This window comes from Acinetobacter sp. ANC 4204 (genome assembly GCF_002135205.1).
Classification (GTDB): Bacteria; Pseudomonadota; Gammaproteobacteria; order Pseudomonadales; family Moraxellaceae; genus Acinetobacter.
Map to the genome: position 1 here is coordinate 167,688 of NZ_NEFZ01000006.1, position 19,124 is coordinate 186,811.

The window sequence follows — 19,124 nt, forward strand, 5'->3', positions numbered from 1 at the left end:
CATGGCCAGCTTGTCCCAAGGGGAGCCTAAAACGATATGATGCTACATATTCCAGCTGTGTTAACCAAACAACAAGTAGCGCAAATTCGACACCAACTGGATCATAGCCATGCATGGGTTTCAGGACAGGATAGCGCAGGTGCACAAGCACAAAAAATTAAAAGTAACTTACAAATTGATGTACATAGTGCAATTTATCAAACACTTCACCCTATACTTTCACAAGCCATCCAACAAAACACTTTAATTCGATCTGCAACTTTGGCAAAACATGTATTAACCCCGATGTTTAATTGCTATCAATCCCTTGGCGCATACGGCAACCACGTGGATAGTGCAATACAGTTTAGCTCGGATGCAGGACAAGCAATTCGTACCGATGTTTCCATCACCGTTTTTCTGTCAGAACCGCATGAATACGAAGGCGGTGAATTAATCATTGAAGATCATTATGGTAGCCATGAAGTCAAACTCGACGCAGGCGATGCGATTATTTACCCTGCAACCAGTCTACATCGTGTTGAACCCGTGACCCAAGGGAAACGGATTGCTTCATTTACGTGGATGCAAAGTATGGTCAAAGATGATTGGCAACGCAGTATGCTATTTAACTTGGACATGACCATCTTAAAACTACGCCAACAGCTCGGGGACAGTGAAGAAGTGCTGAATCTCACTCACCATTATCATAATTTATTACGTCAATGGGCTGACTTATGAACCCTGCACCAATCTTAGCACCACTCACCCAAATTCCTGCCTCCCTGCAAACCGTTGCAGACTATGAGCGCCAAGCAGAAAAACATCTGCCAGAAATGGTTTGGCACTATTTGCAAGGTGGTTCAATGGATGAGCTCAGTGTTCAGAATAACCTCGCTCAATTCCAAAACCTGCACTTAATACCACGCATGTTAAGAGATCTCACTCACGGCAATACGAGCTGTGAAATCTTAGGACAAAGCTTTCCACATCCTATTTTTGTTGCACCGATTGGTCATCAACAGCAGTTTCATCCTGACGCAGAAGCTGCAACCGCGTTGGCGGCTGAAGTACTCGGCAGTAATATGATTTTGAGTACTTTTACCAATACCGATATGCGCACATTTAAATCAGAGAATCCCTACAAATGGTTTCAACTGTACTGGCAAGGTGACCGCGATAAATCTTTGGCTTTGCTTAAACTCGCTGAGGGACAAAATTTCACCGCCATTGTCATCACTGTAGACTCACCACATACAGGGATTCGTGACCGTGAACGTCGTGCATTTTTTCACTTACCTGAAGGCATGCAACACCCACATACCCCTGCTCATATTCCGCTACCTGAACTGCAAGAAGGTGATCATCCCGTGTTTAATGGCCTAATGAAAATTGCCCCTACATGGGAAGATATCGCGTGGATAGTTCAACAGACTGATTTACCCATTCTGTTAAAAGGCATCGTCAGTCCACTCGATGCGCAACTGGCCATTCAACACGGCGTACAAGGCCTGATTGTCTCCAACCACGGTGGTCGCGTTTTAGATACCTGCATTCCCCCATTGAAAGCCTTGCAGCTCATCAAAAAGACCGTACCTAGTGACTTCCCGCTTTTATATGATGGAGGTATTCGTCGCGGTTCAGATGTATTTAAGGCGATTGCCTTAGGTGCTTCCGCAGTTTTAGTTGGGCGACCGTGTATTTATGGTCTGGCCACCGCAGGTGCTTTAGGCGTTGCCCACGTGCTTAAAATCTTAAAAGAAGAGTTTGAAATCACCATGGCTTTGATGGGCACTGCAACTCTTGCAGATATACAGACAGATATGGTTATAGAGTTTTCATAACCCTCTATAAATAGCGAATGAAATGAATCAAATTCGTTATTTATAGAAAAATATCAAACACATTGAAAACATATGCGGAAATATTTCCCCTATAGCGCCCAATAGCGGGAAATATTTTTTCAGATACGACTAAAAGCCATAAAAAAAGAAAAATCTTTTCGACTTAACTGCATTAAACTCTTCAATATAAGCTTACAAGGTTACTCACGGTAAATCTAAGTCGTATCAAACATTTATGTTTACGCACTCCCTGAAGACTCCCTTGTAAATAGAGCACATAGACACAATCTATATAAATAGTAGGTTGCTTTTTCTTACCCACTCAAATGCAACCCATACTATGTAAGGAGTTACCTCATGATGTTAGCTGATCCAAGTAAAAAATATCGTCGCATGTACCAACGTGTTGACTTGCCAGACCGTCAATGGCCAAACAACGAAATTACAAAAGCGCCTATTTGGATGAGTACTGACCTACGTGATGGTAACCAAGCAATTTTTGAACCGATGGATATGGAACAAAAATTTAAAATGTTCCAAATGTTGGTCAAAATTGGTTTCAAACACATTGAGATCGGTTTCCCTTCTGCATCTCAAATTGACTTTGACTTTACTCGCAAATTGATCGAAGAAAATCACATTCCAGACGATGTCTATATCGAAGTTTTGGTTCAAGCACGTGATCATTTGATCCAACGTACTTTTGAATCTTTAGTCGGTGCAAAACGTGCAATTGTGCATATTTATAATTCAAACGCCCCAACCTTCCGTCAAAAAGTTTTAAATGTCGATGTTGCTGGTGCGAAAAAATTAGCAGTTAATGCAGCGACCAAAGTTAAAGAATATGCAGCACAATATCCTGAAACGGAGTGGATATTCCAATACAGTCCAGAGTGTTTCTCTGCAACCGAATTAGACGTTGCAAAAGACGTGTGTGATGCAGTCACGGAAATTTGGGAAGCATCTCCAAGCAATAAAGTAATCTTAAACTTACCTGCAACAGTTGAAGTTTCAACACCGAATGTTTATGCAGACCAAGTCGAATGGATGCACCGTAACATTGAACGTCGTGATGGTGTCATCATTTCGGTACACTGTCACAACGACCGCGGCTGTGGGATTGCGGCATCAGAATTGGCGATTATGGCCGGTGCAGACCGTGTCGAAGGTTGTGTGTTTGGTAATGGCGAACGCACAGGTAATGTCGATGTTGCTGCAATTGCCTTGAACATGTATACCCAAGGCGTTACACCAAACTTAGATTTCTCAAATATTAATGAAATTATTGCAACGGTAGAAGAATGTACAGGCTTGCCTGTTCACCCTCGCCACCCTTATGCAGGTGACTTGGTCTTCACAGCGTTCTCTGGTTCACACCAAGATGCCATCAAAAAAGGCTTCGAGTTCCAAAAGAACGAAGAAATTTGGGATATGCCGTACTTACCTATCGACCCGAAAGACTTGGGTCGCGACTATGATGCTGTAATCCGCGTCAACTCACAGTCAGGTAAAGGTGGTATTGCTTACTTGTTAGAAGCAAATTACAACGTGGTCTTGCCACGTCGTATCCAAATTGAATTCTCTCAAACCGTACAAAAACGTACCGATGAGGAAGGCACTGAAATTACCGCACAAGAAATTTGGAAATTGTTCAAAGAAACCTATGTGAACACCAAAGATACACATTATTCAACCAAAAACTACCGTTTATATGACAACAACGGCAAGCAAGTGGTTGAACTTGATGTTGAAGTAAATGGTGAAACGCAGCAATTACGTGGTGAAGGCAACGGCCCGATTTCTGCAATGTTAGATGCTTTACAGTTACCAATTGATGTCTTGAGCTATGAAGAGCGTGGTATTAGTTCGGGTGCCAATGCAAAAGCACTGGCTTTGGTTGAATTACAAGTCAAAGGCACTGGCAAATCAGCCTTCGGTGCAGGTATTCACGACAACATTGTGACCTCATCTATCGAAGCGATTATTGCGTGTACCAACCGCTTAATTGATCAAGGTGTGTTAAGCACAGATCAAGTCATTGCTGCTGCGGTATAAGTATTAGCAATAATAATTAGCACTAAAATGACTTTAGAAGGATACCCTCAAGTGGTATCCTTTTGTTTATTAATCCCAAAGATTTAAGGCGTATTATTCCTGTGTCTTTTCCTGCTGACTCCGTGGGTATCGTTACTCCACAAAAGTTTACTTTTGAAGAGCCGTTAGAGCTCGAATGCGGTCGTATTCTTCCTCGTTATGAATTGATGGTTGAAACCTATGGGGAACTCAATGCAGATAAATCCAATGCGATTTTAATTTGCCATGCGCTATCAGGACATCATCACGCCGCGGGTTATCATCATGCCGATGATAAAAAACCGGGTTGGTGGGATGCTTGTATTGGCCCAGGTAAAGCGATTGATACCTCGAAATTTTTCGTGCTTGCACTGAACAATATTGGCGGTTGTAATGGTTCTACGGGTCCAACTTCGCCAAACCCTGAAAATGACAACCGCCCTTATGGCCCAGACTTTCCTTTAGTCACCGTCCGTGACTGGGTTAAAACCCAAGCCATTTTATCTGATCATCTGGGCATTCATGTCTGGAGCGCGGTGATTGGCGGTTCATTGGGTGGTATGCAAGCCTTGCAATGGTCGGTTGATTATCCTGATCGCTTGCAAAAATGCGTGATTATTGCCAGTGCGCCGAAATTATCGGCTCAGAATATTGCCTTTAACGAAGTCGCACGCCAGTCAATTTTGTCTGATCCAGACTTCCATGATGGTCGCTATCTTGAAAATGACAGCTATCCAAAACGTGGCCTAATTTTGGCACGTATGGTCGGCCATATTACCTACTTATCTGAAGAAGCCATGAAGCAGAAATTTGGTCGTGACCTAAAGTCAGGCAAATTTATGTATGGTTTCGATGTCGAGTTCCAAGTCGAAAGCTATTTGCGTTATCAAGGTGAGCAATTTAGCCGTAACTTTGATGCCAACACTTACCTGATTATGACCAAAGCTTTGGATTATTTTGATCCTGCGCGTGAGTATGAGCAGTCTTTAGTTAAAGCCATGTCACAGACCAAATGTCAGTTCCTCGTGGTGTCCTTTACCACCGACTGGCGTTTTACCCCGCAACGCTCACAAGAAATTGTGGATGCGCTGATCACCAACCACAAACCAGTGAGCTATTTAGATATCGACGCTGAACAAGGCCATGACTCATTCCTGTTCCCGATTCCTTTGTATGTAAAAGCATTACGTGCATTTCTGGGCGGTTCTGAACACCTTCAAGCAACATCTCAGGGGGCTGTGTAATGCGTATTGATCATCAACTGGCAGAAAAATGGATCAAACCTGATTCCAGCGTACTCGATTTGGGCTGTGGTGACGGTGAATTACTGGCCCATATGAGCAAAAAGCACAATATTCGCGCATATGGACTGGAAATTGATCAAGAAAAGATTGCAATTGCGGTCGGTCGCGGGTTAAATATTATCCAACAAGACTTAAACTTGGGTTTAAGCCGTTTTGCAGACCAGTCTTTTGACTATGTCGTTATGGCACAAGCCTTGCAAGCGGTAGATGCACCAGATGTTTTATTACGTGATATGGTGCGCGTAGGGAAACAGGCAATCATTACATTTCCTAACTTTGCCCACTGGAAGACCCGTTCTTTCTTGGCACTGAAAGGAATGATGCCCGTTTCTGAAGCTTTGCCGTACATGTGGTATAACACACCCAATATCCACTTATGTACTTTCCGTGATTTTGAAGCACTTTGTGCGGAAAATAACATCAGAATTATTAATCGACTCGCTGTAAATGGGGATCAACAAGATAGTTTACTCAGTAAACGTCTCCCGAATTTGTTTGGTGAAGTCGCAATTTATCGAGTGAGCGCTCTATGAAAAAACTATTCTTAAGCACGACGCTACTGGTTGGACTTTTGAGCATTCAAGCTCATGCAGATTATGTTTCCCCAACCACGTCTGTTGCGAGTCAAGCTGCACAATATTCTGTTATGGATATCAATAGCTTAATTAAAGCAGCAAAAGCAGGCCAGCCTGCTGCACAGTTCTATCTTGCAACCAAGTACCAACAAGGCAAAGACATTGCTGCAGATGAACGACAGGCTTTTGCTTGGTATAAAGCTGCTGCTGATCAAGGTCTTTCGGCGGCTCAGCTGAATGTGGGACGTATGCTTGCAGATGGTCTAGGCACCAAAAAAGATGAATCTTTAGCACGTCAATACTTTGAAAAAGCAGCCAGCCGTGGTGATAACCGCGCAAGCTTTAACTTAGCCATGATGGAAGAGCAAAAGAAAAATTATATGGGTGCTTACCAATGGTATGAACTTTCAACCCGTGATGGCATGCTCGACAATAAAGTAATCACGCTTTCTGAAGGCAAGAAAACAGCCTTGGCAGCAAACTTAACCCAAGATCAAATTCGTCAAGCACGTGACCGTGCAGACAAATGGATTCAAGCTCAATAAGCTTTTATTTCCATACTCAGCACCTTCGGGTGCTTTTTTATTGCCTATCCATGAGTAGGACTTGTTAAAATAACCGCATAATTTTTAAAGCACGGATCTTTCACATGGCATCAACTGATTGGTTATCTCAAGGCACGTTAGTCCTCGCAAGCAATAACAAAGGCAAAATTGCTGAATTTGAAAAATTATTTGCAGAACTCAACTTACCTGTCGAAGTGATTGCTCAAGGTAAATTGAATATTGAAGATGCCATTGAAGATGGTTTGAGCTTTATTGAAAATGCCATCATTAAAGCACGCCATGCCTCTAAAATTTCAGGAAAACCTGCCATTGCAGATGACTCAGGGATTTGTGTTCCAGTTTTAGGTGGTGCACCTGGGATTTACTCTGCGCGTTATGCAGGTGAACACGGCGATGATGCTGCCAATAACCAAAAACTATTGGCTGAACTCAAGCCATTGCGTAAAGACGATCAAGTGATTGAAGGCATGTTTGTATGCGTTTTAGCCTTAGTACAACATGCCGATGATCCCCTTCCTCAAATTTTCCAAGGCATTTGGAAAGGTGAAGTACTCGAAGCTGCTCGCGGTGAAAATGGGTTTGGTTATGACCCACTGTTTTGGTTACCGAACTTAGGGCTCTCAAGTGCAGAAATGAGCAAAGAAGAAAAAAATAAAATCAGCCATCGTGGTCAGGCGATGCAACTGTTTAAAGCCAGTTTGAAACACTAAAATCTAGCTTTACAATAGATCCCTCTCCTCCTTTTCAAAGATCAGGATGAGGGATTCTTTATAAACTCGGAATCAAAGCATGGATCAGTAAACCATAAGCACCAATCAATATCGCACTGGCAATCGTACCTGATGCAATGTATTTCGCAGAATGTCCTGTACCTTGATAATATGTTTCTAAAGCCACAATATTTGCCGCTGGTGGCAATAAAAAGAACATCAACATAATGGCATAAGTCAAAACCACATGCGGAATGGGTAACCAAAAATACGCCACAGTACACAATAAAACGGCAATTAACATCCGACTAAAAATCAAAACGAGACTCTGTTTTAAGTCGATCCAATGAATCCTGACTTTACTGAGCCACATGCCCAAAACACACATCCCTGAAAACGTCACCAAAACTTTATTTAACTGATACAGAAACTGAATCACTGGATGATGTTCCCACAGACTTAAATCCCAAACTGACAGTAGAGCGGCGACACAAAGCGCAACTACAGGCGGAGAAAGCAGGACATTTTTTAAAATAAACTTTGGATCTTGCTTGGTTTCACTCACTGCAATTACGGCACAAATATTACCAAAAAGTGACCCTCCAATATACAAAGCGACAATCGTGCTACTGGCTTCGGGACCAAATATCGCCAAGGCAAATGGAAAACCCAACCATGCGCCATTTAAATAACTCAAGCACAGTACACGTAATTTATCTTTAAGCATGGCATAAAAGATAACAAAGAAAAAAATAGAGCTAAAAAAGCTAAATGCAATCAGCCACAGACTTCCCTCTTTGTAAAACACCATGTTGTAGATAATGACAACAGGAATCAGCAAACGTGCCAATAATGAAGCTAAAAGTGCACGAAACGATTTTAGCTTTTCGGCTCCCCAGTACCCGATCAGAAATGAAATGAGAGGAAGAATGAGCGCCATTGAGTTATTTTTTCATATAGAGAAAGGCTAAATCCTAGCACAGTCATAACGATCCAATAGGTGAAAGTTCACTTTTCTAAATGTCTTTTTATCGCATGTTGTCTTGAAACTGAAATATGACCGTCACCTCCATGTCATACAAGCCTGTTGATATAGGGAAAATGAAAAATGATGAGGAACGACCCATGGCGGGATTATCAATTTGGCATGTACTAATTTTTGCAATTGTTGTGATTCTTCTTTTTGGTACAGCCAAACTCAAAAACTTAGGTAAAGACGTTGGTGGTGCTGTAAAAGACTTTAAAAAGTCGATTCGAGATGATGAAACAGAACAGGCACAGTTAAATGAGCCAAAAACAATTGATGCTCATGTCAAAAGTACAGAAAGTACGATCAAAAGCTAAGCGAGCATTGCCATGCTAAATGTCGGTATGACAGAACTATTATGCTTCGCTATTGTTGCATTATTAGTTTTAGGTCCTGAAAAGCTACCTGAAGCGGCACGCTTTGCAGCCAAATGGTATGGCAAAGCCAAACGCTTTATCAATAGTGTTCAAACAGAAGTCGATCGTGAGCTGAAGCTTTCTGAATTTCGTCAAGAAATCCAAAAAGAAATTGAACGCATGACTGAGTTGGAACAGCGTCTACAAAAGCAGCTTGATCATCTCAGTCAATCTGCTCCAACGGTCAAAGTTGAAAATGCAATAACCTATAAATATCAGTGGCTAGCCCCTTCTCCTTTAGCCCCATTTTCAATCAACCATCTTAAACAACATGCTACACCTATGCCCAACGCAGCGAATGTACCTATCCAACCTGAATTGAAGATCGCAGTATGAATCAAGTGTCAACAAGGCCCGACTCAAGCACAGGCCAAGATGAACAATTAGAACAAATGCCTGTCATGCAGCACTTAATTGTACTGCGTAAGTACCTATTTAAAATTGTTGGTATTACCCTGTTGTTGTTTTTTTGCCTACTGCCATTTCGTAATACAACCTATCAATTGCTATCAGAGCCATTACGCCAACAACTCCCCGTCAACTCCACCATGATTGCGACAGATGTCACAGCAACATTTATGGCGCCATTTAAATTAAATTTATTTGTTGCGCTGATGTTGGCTATGCCAGTTATCATCTATTTACTTTGGTCATTTGTTCGACCCGCACTGTATGAGAAAGAGCGTTTTTTGGCCATTCCTTTGCTCGTAGGGAGTATTGCACTGTTTTATATTGGCGTAGCCTTCGCCTATTTCATTACCCTTCCAGCCATATTACATTTTTTTATCAGTGTCTCACCTGAAAGTGTTGCACCGATGACAGATATCAATAGTTATCTCAGTTTTTGCCTGAAACTTTTTTTAGTGTTTGGACTCACTTTTGAAATTCCAATTATTACCCTCATCCTGATTTTAATTGGTGTGGTTAGCACTCAAAGTTTGGCTGAAAAGCGTCGCTTTATCGTAGTCGGATGCTTTTTCATTGCCATGTTTGTCACACCTCCTGATGCACTTTCGATGATTATGCTTGCAGTACCAATGTGGTTATTATTTGAAGTTGGTTTATTTTTCGGAAAACTATTAGAAAAAAGAAAAACTATAAGCCACTAAAGCTTAAAAAGAATCAGTTTCTCTTCTCTTTCCTCCAACACTGTATGGAGGATTTTTCATTTGTAATTTAAAGCATCATCCTATCAACTTCTGTCTTTAAATTGACCCAAAACTGTAAATAAAACGTCATTTGCGCTTCCTACAATCTAGCTCAACTTACTTACAATTATTGATATGGACTTACTATGACAGCCACAACAAATCAGCCAAGTCGTCGTGATCTTTTAAAATGGTTTGCGGGAATTCCTTTTTTACCGCTTGGGGCAATGACAACCGCAGCAGCATTAAGCGGTTGTAATGACAGCGACAACGAAACCAATGTAACACCACCAGTGACAAAACCTGCAAACTTAAAAACAGCAACATTTACAGCAATGGCAGCACCGATTGTAATTGCTGACCGTGCTAAAACTTCGGTCAGCTCAAAACTCAAAATCGACTGGGATGACTCGACCAGTTCAGAGTACCAACTCGGCTATCAAAGCTTTTTTGAAACGGGTAATACAGTGCCTAAATGGGGCGGTGGTGAAATCATTGCTGGGGGCTATTTTAATGCCAAAGGTGAAGCCATTATGGATACATCTGTTCCAAGCTCACCACGCCAATTCTTTTCAGACTGCCCAGATGGCTCATCACTGATTCATTTAGAAGGTGCTCAGGTTGAAGGTGTAAGCAATCCAGTGTTCCATGTGGTGCAATTTGAATATGCATCCCTAAACTTAGCTGGCGTGAGCGAGTATGGCAACTTACCCTCCCCAATCGCGATTTTAACGCTAGACCAAAACCAAACGACAGGCCATTTAGAGCTTAAAAAATACTTTAATGTTGATACATCGGCAGTTCATGGACTATGGATCACGTGTGGAGCAAGTCTGTCGCCGTGGAACACACATTTATCGAGCGAAGAATATGAACCTGATGCATTTGAACAAGGTATTGGCGGGCCAAGTCCAAAAGGAATCAGCAAAAACTTCTTTGGGGATGAAACGGTCGCTAAACCATATAACTATGGTCATTTACCTGAGGTGATTGTCAACAAAGACGGTAGCGGTAGCATTGTAAAACACTTCTGCATGGGGCGTATCTCGCATGAGCTTGTACATGTTATGCCTGATAACCGTACCGTGATTATGGGCGATGACTACACCAACGGCGGTTTCTTTATGTTCATTGCCGATGTCGCAAAAGATTTGTCGGCTGGTAAGCTTTATGTCGCTCAATATGTATCTGAACTGACAGAGAGTAGCACAGGTCAAATCAAATGGATTGAACTTGGTCATGCAACCAGTCAAGAAATTGAAAACATGGTGAATGTTAACAATATTCAACCTAGCGATATTATGGAAAGTTTAACCACCAATCCAAATGACACGTCATACACCGAAATTATCTTAAATAAAAAGAAACTTTGGGTAAAAGTAAAACCGGGTATGGAAAAAGCAGCAGCCTTCCTTGAAACCCACCGTTATGCAGCACTCAAAGGTGGCAGTATGGCCTTCACCAAAATGGAAGGCACCACCATCAACATTAAGGATAAAGTGGCGTATTCTGCTTTAGCCAACATTCAAGATTCAATGATCAAAGACAATGCGGCATGGGTTGCTGCGCACAATGTTTCATTTACGAAAAAAATCACCGCAGGTGGCGTGCTGGCACATGATTTAACAGCAGGACAGAACACAACCGATGGTCAACCAATCGACAGTGAGTGGGTTCCACATCAATCTAAAATGTTATTGATGGGTGAAGACATCACAGTAGATAGTTTAGGCAACACTGCAAATCCAGATAAAATCGCAAGCCCTGACAACTTAAAGTTCTCTGAAACGCTACGTACGTTGTTCATTGGTGAAGACAGTGGGAACCACCCAAATAACTTCCTATGGGCATATAACGTTGATACCAAAGCAGATCCTGTACGTTTACTCTCGACCCCTGCTGGTGCAGAGTCAACTGGTTTACATGCGGTAGACTCTGTGAATGGTTGGACTTATATCATGAGCAATTTCCAGCATGCGGGTGATATGAAGAGCTTATCAGCAGATTTGAAAGCCGCAACCTTAGCCAATTACAATAATGGCTATAGTGCAAGTGTGGGTTATTTAACAGCAGACTTGATGCCATCTATTGAAAAGAAAAAGACTGAAACCAAAGCCTCTTAAAACCGACCTTAAAAAAATGCCGACAACGAGTCGGCATTTTTTAAGTCTTAACGACTACCCTCTGCTCAGTAATAAGCCCTTTCAACTCGCCCTGTTGCTGCTTTTCCAGCCAAGAGCAATGTTCATGAGTCATGCGCAGGAAGTTAGAGCAACGTGTGCCATAAATTGGGCTTTGAATAAAAGTCGAAGACAATAACTCCTCCATGTCCTGACTAATCCCCGTTTGTGGTAACAAGTCGGGGATAATCTTACGCTCATCTTCCAAAATATCCCATGCAGCCATCTCCACATCACTTTGTAAAATATGGCTTTGTTGCAACATTGGTAAAAACTCTTGAGTAAAGCGTTTGCGTAAATGTTTGGTCTTCTCCCAATGTTCGGTCATTAAACCATTTGACACTACATATACGCCTTTAGGCAAAATCTGTGGTGCCTCACCACGATTACTCATATAAACAGCTTGATGACGATCACCCATAAACAAGTTAAAGCCCGCATAGTCACATTGTTGTTTCTCTAAGTCTTGTGCAAAACGAATTGGCGTTTGTTCCGACTCTAAAAAGGATTGAATCAAATGCCCACGAGATGTGGGATAACTGGTTTGATCACGACCATCACGAAAGTTAGTCAAAACCGCCCAGCGCCCTGTGGGTGTAATACCCATCCACGTACCACCAGACTGCAAATCTTGCCCTGCAATAATCGGACTATTTTCCCACTGTTTTAAAGGACTCGAAGGACGCTGATAGAACTCATCTCGATTTGAAATCAAACACAATGGCAGATCATCCAAGACCTGCCATGCAATTGCCACAATGCACATAAACGATACTCATCATCTTTACACATTGAATGTACAACATTTTTCATCTCTTTCAGCTAAAATCTGTTCAAAACATAATGACTAGGAATATGCATGCTGACCTATCCAAATATTGACCCCGTCGCAATAGCACTTGGCCCTTTACAAGTCCATTGGTACGGACTGATGTATTTATTGGCCTTTTTGTTTGCTTGGGGACTGGCAAGCTATCGCGCTAAAGAGCGTGGCTGGACACCCGATATGGTCTCTGATCTGATTTTTTACGGTGCTCTCGGTGTAGTGATTGGTGGTCGTGTCGGTTACGTCCTCTTTTATGGTTTTGAGCAGTTCCTTGCCAATCCGATTTGGCTATTCCAAGTCTGGACAGGCGGCATGAGTTTCCATGGCGGCTTCTTAGGTGTAATGCTTGCCATGCTGTTCTGGTGTAAGAAGTACACCATGACATGGTTCCAAACCCTCGACTTCATTGCTCCCTGTGTACCTACAGGTCTTATGTTTGGACGCTTTGGTAACTTTATTGGTGGGGAACTCTATGGACGCCCTGTAAGCGACCCGAACTTTGCGCTCGGCATGATCTTTCCAACCGACCCATTACAACTGGTTCGTCATCCCTCTCAACTCTATCAAGCCTTTTTTGAAGGCTTACTGCTGTTCATCGTCTTGTGGTGGTTCAGCTCAAAACCACGTCCACGTATGGCTGTGTCTGCCCTCTTCCTGATTGGTTATGGTATAGCGCGTTTCATCGTCGAATTCTTCCGGGAACCAGACAATGGTCAACTGTTCATCGCATGGATGAGTAAAGGTCAGTTCCTTAGCCTACCAATGATCTTGGTCGGAATCTGGATGATGTGGTATGCCTACCAAAAGAAAATCTATGATTGGGGTCCACAAAAGAACAATGGTTAATTAACCGCTATGATTCAATATTGGGGGCATCATCGCCCCCTTTTTTATGGCTAAATTATGCTAAAGTGGTGCTTATCTCAGTTTAAAATACATCATCCCCATGCTTGAATTTTGGTTTAATCCCTCGATTTCTGTTCTAAAAAAATTATTTATTTTTGTCGCGATTGCGATCGTAACAGGCCTATTGTATTGGATGGAACCATTGCGTCTTGATGCAGTCTTGATGTTCTTGGGCACAGGGATTATTTTTCTGATTTGTCGTTATTGTAAAATTCATTTTGCAGGGAAAAATCCTACAGGTTTTTTATATCGCTTACTCACATGGATTCCGATTGCTCTACTCTTAGCATTGATTTTTATGAATATTAAAGATGGCGAGCTCCTTATTCCTGGTGCACAAGGTGTGGGCTTTATGGCATTAGGTATTTGCTTATTCTCACCCTTATCTCTTTTGCATAACAACACTGCATCTGAGTCCAAATAAACCATGTTGAATTTTTGGTATTCTGAACGCTGTACCCGTCAAATTAAACTGATCGTGTCTATTGCAACTTGTGTGATGATTTTTATGGCAGCACAAGTTCAGCAGCTTGGCACGATTTTTATTGGTTTGAGTCTAGTGATTGGTATTACAACGCATCTGTTACGCCTTATCCCATTGAGAATGGTACCAGATCACCCTTATCGTGAAGGTTTTTCACGCTTAGTGACATTCTTTCCCGTCATTGCACTGATTTGCTTAATCGGCTATTTACCTCATCAGCATAAAATCGTGCTTGCGCTTCAGTGTATCGGCTTTAGCGGAATTGGTTTATTTTTAGTGTCAATCTATGCACAACGCGAAAGAAGATTTTAAGCAGAATATTGGAGGGATATTTATATCCTTTAATCCATTCGATAGTAGCTATAGTTCACATTCTGATTACGGTAAACTGCATAACCACTTTGTTTAAAGTCTGAAACCCAGCCATTACCTGAATAAGCGGCAATATGTCCATAACGATTTTTTGCAGTCCGGTCAATAATATAGATATCGCCTTTTTTAGGCTGATCAAAAGACAGGTTGATTTTGCGGTAGCCAATACTGGTTAAGGTTCTCCCCCAATCCGCCGCAGCAACAGGATGATTTTTAAACTGAGCACCCGCAGACTCTAGACCTAAGCGAATGCTTTTCGCACATTTCTGAGTACTGGTTTGACGAGTAATATTTTTTAGAAACCCCGTAAATTTTTCAATATCTACGCGTTGATTACTATTGATTGCTCTTTCTCTTGCCTTCTTCGAGGTCAGGATTTCAGAAGCTGTAACGTTTCTCTCTGACTGGGAACGTATTATGATATTGGTTTGCGCAGGCGCATAGACTTCGTTCATATTCACGTTTTGATCATAAGGCATACTAAAACCAACACTCCTCCCAATCATCAGGGTCTTACATCTTTTCGAGTTGGAAATACTAACCGCTCAGCATTGAACTTTCATGTTCTAAATGTAATATTTTTTTTCAAAGAACCAAGCCACTTTTCTAAAGTTCTATTTTCACTGTATTTTTTGAAATAAAGATTCATTTAAAAAATTAATTATCAAACAATCTATCAGTTAAAAGTCTCCTGTGGGCTATCATTTTTCGCTCAAATTTCCTGCATATTGAACTCTATATAGATCCAAATGAGTACGTCTTGCGGCACAAAAATAGCTATATTCTTTGGTTTCAACCCTGAAGAAAACCTCACATTGAAGCATCAGAATCCTTTTTAATGGCAAAAAGTGAAGCATGCCAAAACAGCAAATAATCGCACTAAGCTCAAATCCCGCGAAGTTCCATCCTCAGTAAAAAACAGCTAGAATGCGCATAAGTGATTACCCAAAAATATGAGAGAAATATGCGTCAATATTTGGACCTTTTACAACACATCCTCGACAACGGTGGCGACAAAGGCGACCGTACTGGTACGGGAACGCGGTCTGTCTTTGGTCATCAAATGCGCTTTGATCTTTCTAAAGGCTTTCCTTTATTAACCACTAAAAAAGTGCACTTTCGTTCGATCGTAATTGAACTGTTGTGGTTTTTAAAAGGGGATACCAATGTTCAGTATTTAAAAGACCATAAAGTTTCTATTTGGGATGAATGGTCTACCGCAGAACAAACTGCACGTTTCGGTCGCCCAGAAGGCGAATTAGGGCCTGTCTATGGTCATCAATGGCGTAACTTCGGCGCAACGAAAAAAGCCGATGGTCTATATGAACAAGATGGTTTTGACCAAATTACTTGGTTAGTGAATGAAATTAAGACCAATCCCAATTCACGCCGTTTGATTGTATCGGGTTGGAATCCACAAGAAGCAGGGCAAGTTGCTCTTCCTCCGTGCCATACCCTCTTCCAGTTTTTTGTCCATAACGGCAAACTGTCTTGTCAGCTCTATCAGCGCAGTGCAGATGTATTTTTAGGTGTGCCTTTTAATATTGCCAGTTATGCGCTCCTTACCCACATGATCGCGCAAGTCTGTGGTTTAGAGGTTGGTGACTTTGTCTGGACGGGTGGTGATACGCATTTGTATACCAACCATTTTGAGCAAGCGAAGCTTCAGTTAAGCCGTGACCCTTTAGGACTGTGCCAACTGCAACTCAATCCAGAAGTTAAAGATATTTTCGACTTCAAGTTTGAAGATATTGAAATCGTTGGTTATGAGTCGCACCCTGGGATTAAAGCTCCTGTTGCTGTTTAAACAGACTCATTGAATCTCGCTCAATCAGCGAGATTCGCATTTATAAAGAGATATTCTTCCTCTGCTTGAGGAAAAATAAATAATAAAACTTCACATTCGAGCACCTTATGGCCTTTCAAAACTTAGAAGTTGTACATGTCGTTGCCATGGATCAACAGCGTTGCATTGGTAAAGGCAATGACCTGCCTTGGCACATTTCCGCTGACCTCAAACACTTCAAAGAAATTACGCAAGGTGGTGTCGTCATCATGGGACGTAAAACACTGGAGTCTATGGGGCGTGTTTTACCTAAACGTGTCAATTGGGTGATTACTCGCGACAGCACTTGGTCATTTGAAGGAACCAAAGTGGCATATAGTATCGAAGAGGCTTTAACACAAGCTGTTGCGGATGTTCAAGCATCAGAAAAGCCGAATAGCCTTTACATCATTGGAGGTGGTGAAATTTTTAAACAAACCATCGACATTGCTGATCGTTTAGAACTCACGCATGTTGAGCTCAATGTGCAAGGTGATGCGTACTATCCTACCATTCCGTCAACATTTAAAAAAGTCGCGTCAGAACAACATATTGATGACAAAACAGGGATTGCATTTGAGTTCGCAACCTATCAAAAATAAAGCATATTCTTCTTGCTAAAACATGATGCAGAACATGACAAATGAAGAATTTTGGCGAACGCTAGGTTTTGGATTAATTCACACCCTGTTTAGTATTTTTGTTTTGCTCAGTTCTATTTGGCTATGTTTTGCACTTTGGATTCAACAGCCTTTCGGCTGGCTCATTAGTCGTATTTTGATTGGAACATGGATTGCTTTTGCACTCAGCGTATTAGGCATCTACATTAGTCACAACTTTTTTGGCCGCCGCCGCGATATTGTTATTTATATTCTTAGTTTTTTACTGAGCTTATCTTGGTATTTTGGTTTAGAGGCCCGCCAAGATCGTGACTGGAACCCAGAAGTCGCTAAAATTTTGTCCTATGAAAAACAAGGCGACCTTGTCACCTTACACAATGTTCGTAATTTCACTTGGCATTCAGATGGCTCATATACTGAACAGTGGGATACACGTAGTTTTGATTTGAATCAAATTACAGGTGTCAACATCATCACCTCCTACTGGATGGGACCGCAAATCGCGCATACTCTCGTCAGTTTTGACTTTGCCAATACTGCACCACTCACATTTTCTATTGAAATTCGTAAAGAAAAAAATGAAGAATTTTCAGCCATCGGTGGTTTTTTTAGAAAATATGAGTTGAGTTTAATCGCCTCAGACGAACATGATATTGTGTATACCCGCAGTAATATTCGTCATGAACAGGTTTATTTCTTTCCCATTCGCCTTGGACAGTCTGAAAGCAAAGCACTGTTCGCCGAGTATTTACGTAAGGCGGATGAGTTAGCCGAACATCCTAAATGGTATAACACCCTCACCAGTAATTGCACAACCTTGGTGTTTGATATGGTTCAAGCCATTTCCCAAGAGCAATGGCCAACAGACTATCGTATTTTAGCCTCGGGCTATTTACCGAATTATCTATATGATTTAGGGGCGATCAGCCCACAATGGGATATGAAAACGTGGTATCAAAAAGCCCATATTAATCCACGTGTAAACAGTCATACACCTTTAACCAGTTCACAGTACTCTCAACTGATCCGCCAAGGTTTACCTGTAGACCAAACAGGTAAATAGATACAACCAAAAGTCATCAAGTTAAAACTAGCAATTCAAAACAAAATTTGCTTTGATAGTTCTCAGCATACATCACAATAAGAGTCTGACCCATGTTAAAAAAACTGATTGCAAGCAGTCTTTTAGCGAGTAGCTTAATTATGTCTGGCTGCCAAACTACACCTGCCCCATCCGATACCATTGAAATAGCCAATATTCAACAACTCCAGCAAAGGGCTTGGATTTTGACACAGATTGGCAATACTGAAATTAAAACAGCGCCAAATGAACGTAACATCCCAAGCCTTCAATTTTCAGCAGATAACCGCATCAGCGGAGCAGATGGCTGTAATCGTATTATGGGTAGCTATACCGTAGGACGCGATACGCTCACCTTGAGCCAACTCGCAACTACACGTATGGCTTGTTTAAACAACAGTACAGTTCCACAACAATTTCAGGAGGCACTTGCAAAAGTGACTCATTACCAAGTGTTTGGCAAGACGCTGAAACTACTCGATCGACATGGCAACTTGTTGCTACAGTTTGGTTCAGCGATTCAACCACGTTAAATCGTTGCTAAGAAAAGCCTGTAAACACAGGCTTTTTTAATCCGTAACGAACAACATTGTAGTGAACCAATCTGCCCTGATATCAACAGATATAAACACAATTAGGATTTTAAAATGCAACAGGCACTTTTTGGCGGTGGATGTTTTTGGTGTGTAGAAGCTGTGTATTTAGAGCTTCAAGGCATACATAAAGTGACCAGTGGTTATGCAGGTGGACATACCAATAACCCAACCTATGAAGACATTTGTCGTGGCGATACCAATCATGCAGAAGTCATTTTGATTGACTTTGATGAAATGCAAATCAGCTATGCGCAATTGCTCGATGTGTTTTTTGCCACCCATGACCCAACAACACTTAACCGTCAAGGTAACGATATTGGAACACAATACCGTTCTGTCATTTATTATTTTGACGATGTTCAACGTGCTGTAGCGGAACAGGCGATTGCTGACTTAAAAGCTGAAGGTCTCGATATTGTAACGGAACTCAGCCCAGTACCAACCTTCTATGCCGCAGAGGATTATCATCAGAATTTTTATGCGCGGAATCCATCCCAAGGTTATTGCAACTTTGCTATCCCCCCAAAACTCATGAAACTCCGTTCTAAGTTTCAGGCTTTATTGAAAGACAGCAAATAACTCAATAACTGAC

General features: G+C 41.6%; 22 protein-coding genes. 19 read left to right on the forward strand and 3 right to left on the reverse strand.

Translation table 11 applies throughout. The features are described 5' to 3' along the window. Positions 1-36: 36 nt before the first annotated feature. From B9T36_RS13290 to rdgB, 7 genes are all read left to right on the forward strand, one after another. Positions 37-720 carry a Fe2+-dependent dioxygenase gene (locus B9T36_RS13290; RefSeq protein ID WP_086209943.1) on the forward strand — a complete coding sequence of 228 codons (684 nt, stop codon included), beginning with the start codon at positions 37-39 and terminating at the stop codon, positions 718-720. Continuing rightward, on the forward strand, positions 717-1,823 hold the full coding sequence (locus tag B9T36_RS13295; RefSeq protein WP_086209944.1) for an alpha-hydroxy acid oxidase: 1,107 nt from the start codon (positions 717-719) through the stop codon (positions 1,821-1,823). The genes B9T36_RS13290 and B9T36_RS13295 overlap by 4 nt, the downstream gene beginning before the upstream one ends. A gap of 357 nt (positions 1,824-2,180) precedes the next feature. After that, positions 2,181-3,878 carry a 2-isopropylmalate synthase gene (gene leuA / locus B9T36_RS13300; protein ID WP_086209945.1) on the forward strand — a complete coding sequence of 566 codons (1,698 nt, stop codon included), beginning with the start codon at positions 2,181-2,183 and terminating at the stop codon, positions 3,876-3,878. 101 nt (positions 3,879-3,979) lie between these two features. Then, positions 3,980-5,140: a homoserine O-succinyltransferase MetX gene (gene metX, locus B9T36_RS13305; protein ID WP_086210021.1), complete on the forward strand. Its 1,161-nt coding sequence runs from the start codon at positions 3,980-3,982 to the stop codon at positions 5,138-5,140. After that, entirely contained in the window at positions 5,140-5,733 is a 594-nt protein-coding gene (gene metW, locus B9T36_RS13310; RefSeq protein WP_004979039.1) for a methionine biosynthesis protein MetW, read from the forward strand. The genes metX and metW overlap by 1 nt, the downstream gene beginning before the upstream one ends. Then, on the forward strand, positions 5,730-6,320 hold the full coding sequence (locus tag B9T36_RS13315) for a tetratricopeptide repeat protein (protein WP_086209946.1): 591 nt from the start codon (positions 5,730-5,732) through the stop codon (positions 6,318-6,320). Before metW ends, B9T36_RS13315 begins: the two co-directional genes overlap by 4 nt. Positions 6,321-6,424: 104 nt before the next feature. Next, positions 6,425-7,051 carry an RdgB/HAM1 family non-canonical purine NTP pyrophosphatase gene (gene rdgB / locus B9T36_RS13320; protein WP_086209947.1) on the forward strand — a complete coding sequence of 209 codons (627 nt, stop codon included), beginning with the start codon at positions 6,425-6,427 and terminating at the stop codon, positions 7,049-7,051. A gap of 58 nt (positions 7,052-7,109) precedes the next feature. On the opposite strand, the gene B9T36_RS13325 is transcribed toward rdgB, so the two are convergent. Then, positions 7,110-7,991, reverse strand: coding sequence for a permease (locus B9T36_RS13325; protein WP_086209948.1), 882 nt, complete (start codon positions 7,989-7,991; stop codon positions 7,110-7,112). A gap of 185 nt (positions 7,992-8,176) precedes the next feature. On the opposite strand from B9T36_RS13325, the gene tatA reads away from it, so the two are divergent. The 4 genes from tatA to B9T36_RS13345 all read left to right on the forward strand — a co-directional run bounded on the left by tatA (position 8,177) and on the right by B9T36_RS13345 (position 11,765). Then, the gene (gene tatA, locus B9T36_RS13330; protein ID WP_086210022.1) at positions 8,177-8,395 is read left to right on the forward strand and encodes a Sec-independent protein translocase subunit TatA; all 219 of its coding nucleotides are present in this window, start codon (positions 8,177-8,179) and stop codon (positions 8,393-8,395) included. A gap of 12 nt (positions 8,396-8,407) precedes the next feature. Continuing rightward, the gene (gene tatB / locus B9T36_RS13335) at positions 8,408-8,830 is read left to right on the forward strand and encodes a Sec-independent protein translocase protein TatB (RefSeq protein WP_086209949.1); all 423 of its coding nucleotides are present in this window, start codon (positions 8,408-8,410) and stop codon (positions 8,828-8,830) included. Beyond that, entirely contained in the window at positions 8,827-9,603 is a 777-nt protein-coding gene (gene tatC / locus B9T36_RS13340; protein ID WP_086209950.1) for a twin-arginine translocase subunit TatC, read from the forward strand. Before tatB ends, tatC begins: the two co-directional genes overlap by 4 nt. Before the next feature lie 185 nt (positions 9,604-9,788). Beyond that, on the forward strand, positions 9,789-11,765 hold the full coding sequence (locus B9T36_RS13345; RefSeq protein WP_086209951.1) for a PhoX family protein: 1,977 nt from the start codon (positions 9,789-9,791) through the stop codon (positions 11,763-11,765). Between the two features lie 40 nt (positions 11,766-11,805). On the opposite strand, the gene B9T36_RS13350 is transcribed toward B9T36_RS13345, so the two are convergent. Further along, positions 11,806-12,588 (reverse strand): NRDE family protein, encoded by a 783-nt coding sequence (locus B9T36_RS13350; protein WP_086209952.1) that lies wholly within the window; start codon positions 12,586-12,588, stop codon positions 11,806-11,808. Between the two features lie 93 nt (positions 12,589-12,681). On the opposite strand from B9T36_RS13350, the gene lgt reads away from it, so the two are divergent. The 3 genes from lgt (at position 12,682) to B9T36_RS13365 (ending at position 14,350) form a co-directional block, all read left to right on the forward strand. Next, positions 12,682-13,494, forward strand: coding sequence for a prolipoprotein diacylglyceryl transferase (gene lgt, locus B9T36_RS13355; RefSeq protein ID WP_086209953.1), 813 nt, complete (start codon positions 12,682-12,684; stop codon positions 13,492-13,494). 100 nt (positions 13,495-13,594) lie between these two features. Continuing rightward, positions 13,595-13,978: a hypothetical protein gene (locus B9T36_RS13360; protein WP_086209954.1), complete on the forward strand. Its 384-nt coding sequence runs from the start codon at positions 13,595-13,597 to the stop codon at positions 13,976-13,978. 3 nt (positions 13,979-13,981) lie between these two features. Beyond that, positions 13,982-14,350 (forward strand): hypothetical protein, encoded by a 369-nt coding sequence (locus B9T36_RS13365; protein ID WP_086209955.1) that lies wholly within the window; start codon positions 13,982-13,984, stop codon positions 14,348-14,350. Between the two features lie 29 nt (positions 14,351-14,379). Here the strand turns inward: B9T36_RS13365 and B9T36_RS13370 are convergent, their stop codons facing one another. Next, positions 14,380-14,889, reverse strand: coding sequence for a CHAP domain-containing protein (locus B9T36_RS13370; RefSeq protein WP_086209956.1), 510 nt, complete (start codon positions 14,887-14,889; stop codon positions 14,380-14,382). Between the two features lie 485 nt (positions 14,890-15,374). Between B9T36_RS13370 and thyA the strand changes: the two genes are divergently transcribed. The 5 genes from thyA to msrA all read left to right on the forward strand — a co-directional run bounded on the left by thyA (position 15,375) and on the right by msrA (position 19,111). Next, positions 15,375-16,217, forward strand: a complete 843-nt coding sequence (gene thyA / locus B9T36_RS13375; protein WP_086209957.1) for a thymidylate synthase — start codon at positions 15,375-15,377, stop codon at positions 16,215-16,217. A 107-nt stretch (positions 16,218-16,324) separates the two neighbouring features. Further along, the gene (locus B9T36_RS13380) at positions 16,325-16,837 is read left to right on the forward strand and encodes a dihydrofolate reductase (RefSeq protein ID WP_086209958.1); all 513 of its coding nucleotides are present in this window, start codon (positions 16,325-16,327) and stop codon (positions 16,835-16,837) included. A gap of 25 nt (positions 16,838-16,862) precedes the next feature. Next, positions 16,863-17,918: a DUF4105 domain-containing protein gene (locus tag B9T36_RS13385; RefSeq protein ID WP_416202565.1), complete on the forward strand. Its 1,056-nt coding sequence runs from the start codon at positions 16,863-16,865 to the stop codon at positions 17,916-17,918. Positions 17,919-18,010: 92 nt separating this feature from the next. Next, a complete protein-coding gene (locus B9T36_RS13390; RefSeq protein WP_086209960.1) occupies positions 18,011-18,469 on the forward strand; it encodes an META domain-containing protein in 459 nt (152 codons plus the stop codon). Between the two features lie 114 nt (positions 18,470-18,583). After that, a complete protein-coding gene (gene msrA, locus B9T36_RS13395; RefSeq protein ID WP_086209961.1) occupies positions 18,584-19,111 on the forward strand; it encodes a peptide-methionine (S)-S-oxide reductase MsrA in 528 nt (175 codons plus the stop codon). Positions 19,112-19,124 lie beyond the last annotated feature (13 nt).

Bases quoted from the DNA above. Each gene is read 5' to 3' on its own strand.
- B9T36_RS13350 (WP_086209952.1), bottom strand. From the start codon at position 12,588: ATGTGCATTGTGGCAATTGCATGGCAGGTCTTGGATGATCTGCCATTG.
- B9T36_RS13365 (WP_086209955.1), top strand. From the start codon at position 13,982: ATGTTGAATTTTTGGTATTCTGAACGCTGTACCCGTCAAATTAAACTG.
- metW (WP_004979039.1), top strand. From the start codon at position 5,140: ATGCGTATTGATCATCAACTGGCAGAAAAATGGATCAAACCTGATTCC.
- B9T36_RS13370 (WP_086209956.1), bottom strand. From the start codon at position 14,889: ATGCCTTATGATCAAAACGTGAATATGAACGAAGTCTATGCGCCTGCG.
- lgt (WP_086209953.1), top strand. From the start codon at position 12,682: ATGCTGACCTATCCAAATATTGACCCCGTCGCAATAGCACTTGGCCCT.
- B9T36_RS13295 (WP_086209944.1), top strand. From the start codon at position 717: ATGAACCCTGCACCAATCTTAGCACCACTCACCCAAATTCCTGCCTCC.
- B9T36_RS13380 (WP_086209958.1), top strand. From the start codon at position 16,325: ATGGCCTTTCAAAACTTAGAAGTTGTACATGTCGTTGCCATGGATCAA.
- rdgB (WP_086209947.1), top strand. From the start codon at position 6,425: ATGGCATCAACTGATTGGTTATCTCAAGGCACGTTAGTCCTCGCAAGC.
- B9T36_RS13315 (WP_086209946.1), top strand. From the start codon at position 5,730: ATGAAAAAACTATTCTTAAGCACGACGCTACTGGTTGGACTTTTGAGC.
- B9T36_RS13390 (WP_086209960.1), top strand. From the start codon at position 18,011: ATGTTAAAAAAACTGATTGCAAGCAGTCTTTTAGCGAGTAGCTTAATT.
- tatA (WP_086210022.1), top strand. From the start codon at position 8,177: ATGGCGGGATTATCAATTTGGCATGTACTAATTTTTGCAATTGTTGTG.
- B9T36_RS13385 (WP_416202565.1), top strand. From the start codon at position 16,863: ATGCAGAACATGACAAATGAAGAATTTTGGCGAACGCTAGGTTTTGGA.
- B9T36_RS13325 (WP_086209948.1), bottom strand. From the start codon at position 7,991: ATGGCGCTCATTCTTCCTCTCATTTCATTTCTGATCGGGTACTGGGGA.
- tatB (WP_086209949.1), top strand. From the start codon at position 8,408: ATGCTAAATGTCGGTATGACAGAACTATTATGCTTCGCTATTGTTGCA.
- B9T36_RS13360 (WP_086209954.1), top strand. From the start codon at position 13,595: ATGCTTGAATTTTGGTTTAATCCCTCGATTTCTGTTCTAAAAAAATTA.
- tatC (WP_086209950.1), top strand. From the start codon at position 8,827: ATGAATCAAGTGTCAACAAGGCCCGACTCAAGCACAGGCCAAGATGAA.
- B9T36_RS13345 (WP_086209951.1), top strand. From the start codon at position 9,789: ATGACAGCCACAACAAATCAGCCAAGTCGTCGTGATCTTTTAAAATGG.
- thyA (WP_086209957.1), top strand. From the start codon at position 15,375: ATGCGTCAATATTTGGACCTTTTACAACACATCCTCGACAACGGTGGC.
- leuA (WP_086209945.1), top strand. From the start codon at position 2,181: ATGATGTTAGCTGATCCAAGTAAAAAATATCGTCGCATGTACCAACGT.
- B9T36_RS13290 (WP_086209943.1), top strand. From the start codon at position 37: ATGATGCTACATATTCCAGCTGTGTTAACCAAACAACAAGTAGCGCAA.
- msrA (WP_086209961.1), top strand. From the start codon at position 18,584: ATGCAACAGGCACTTTTTGGCGGTGGATGTTTTTGGTGTGTAGAAGCT.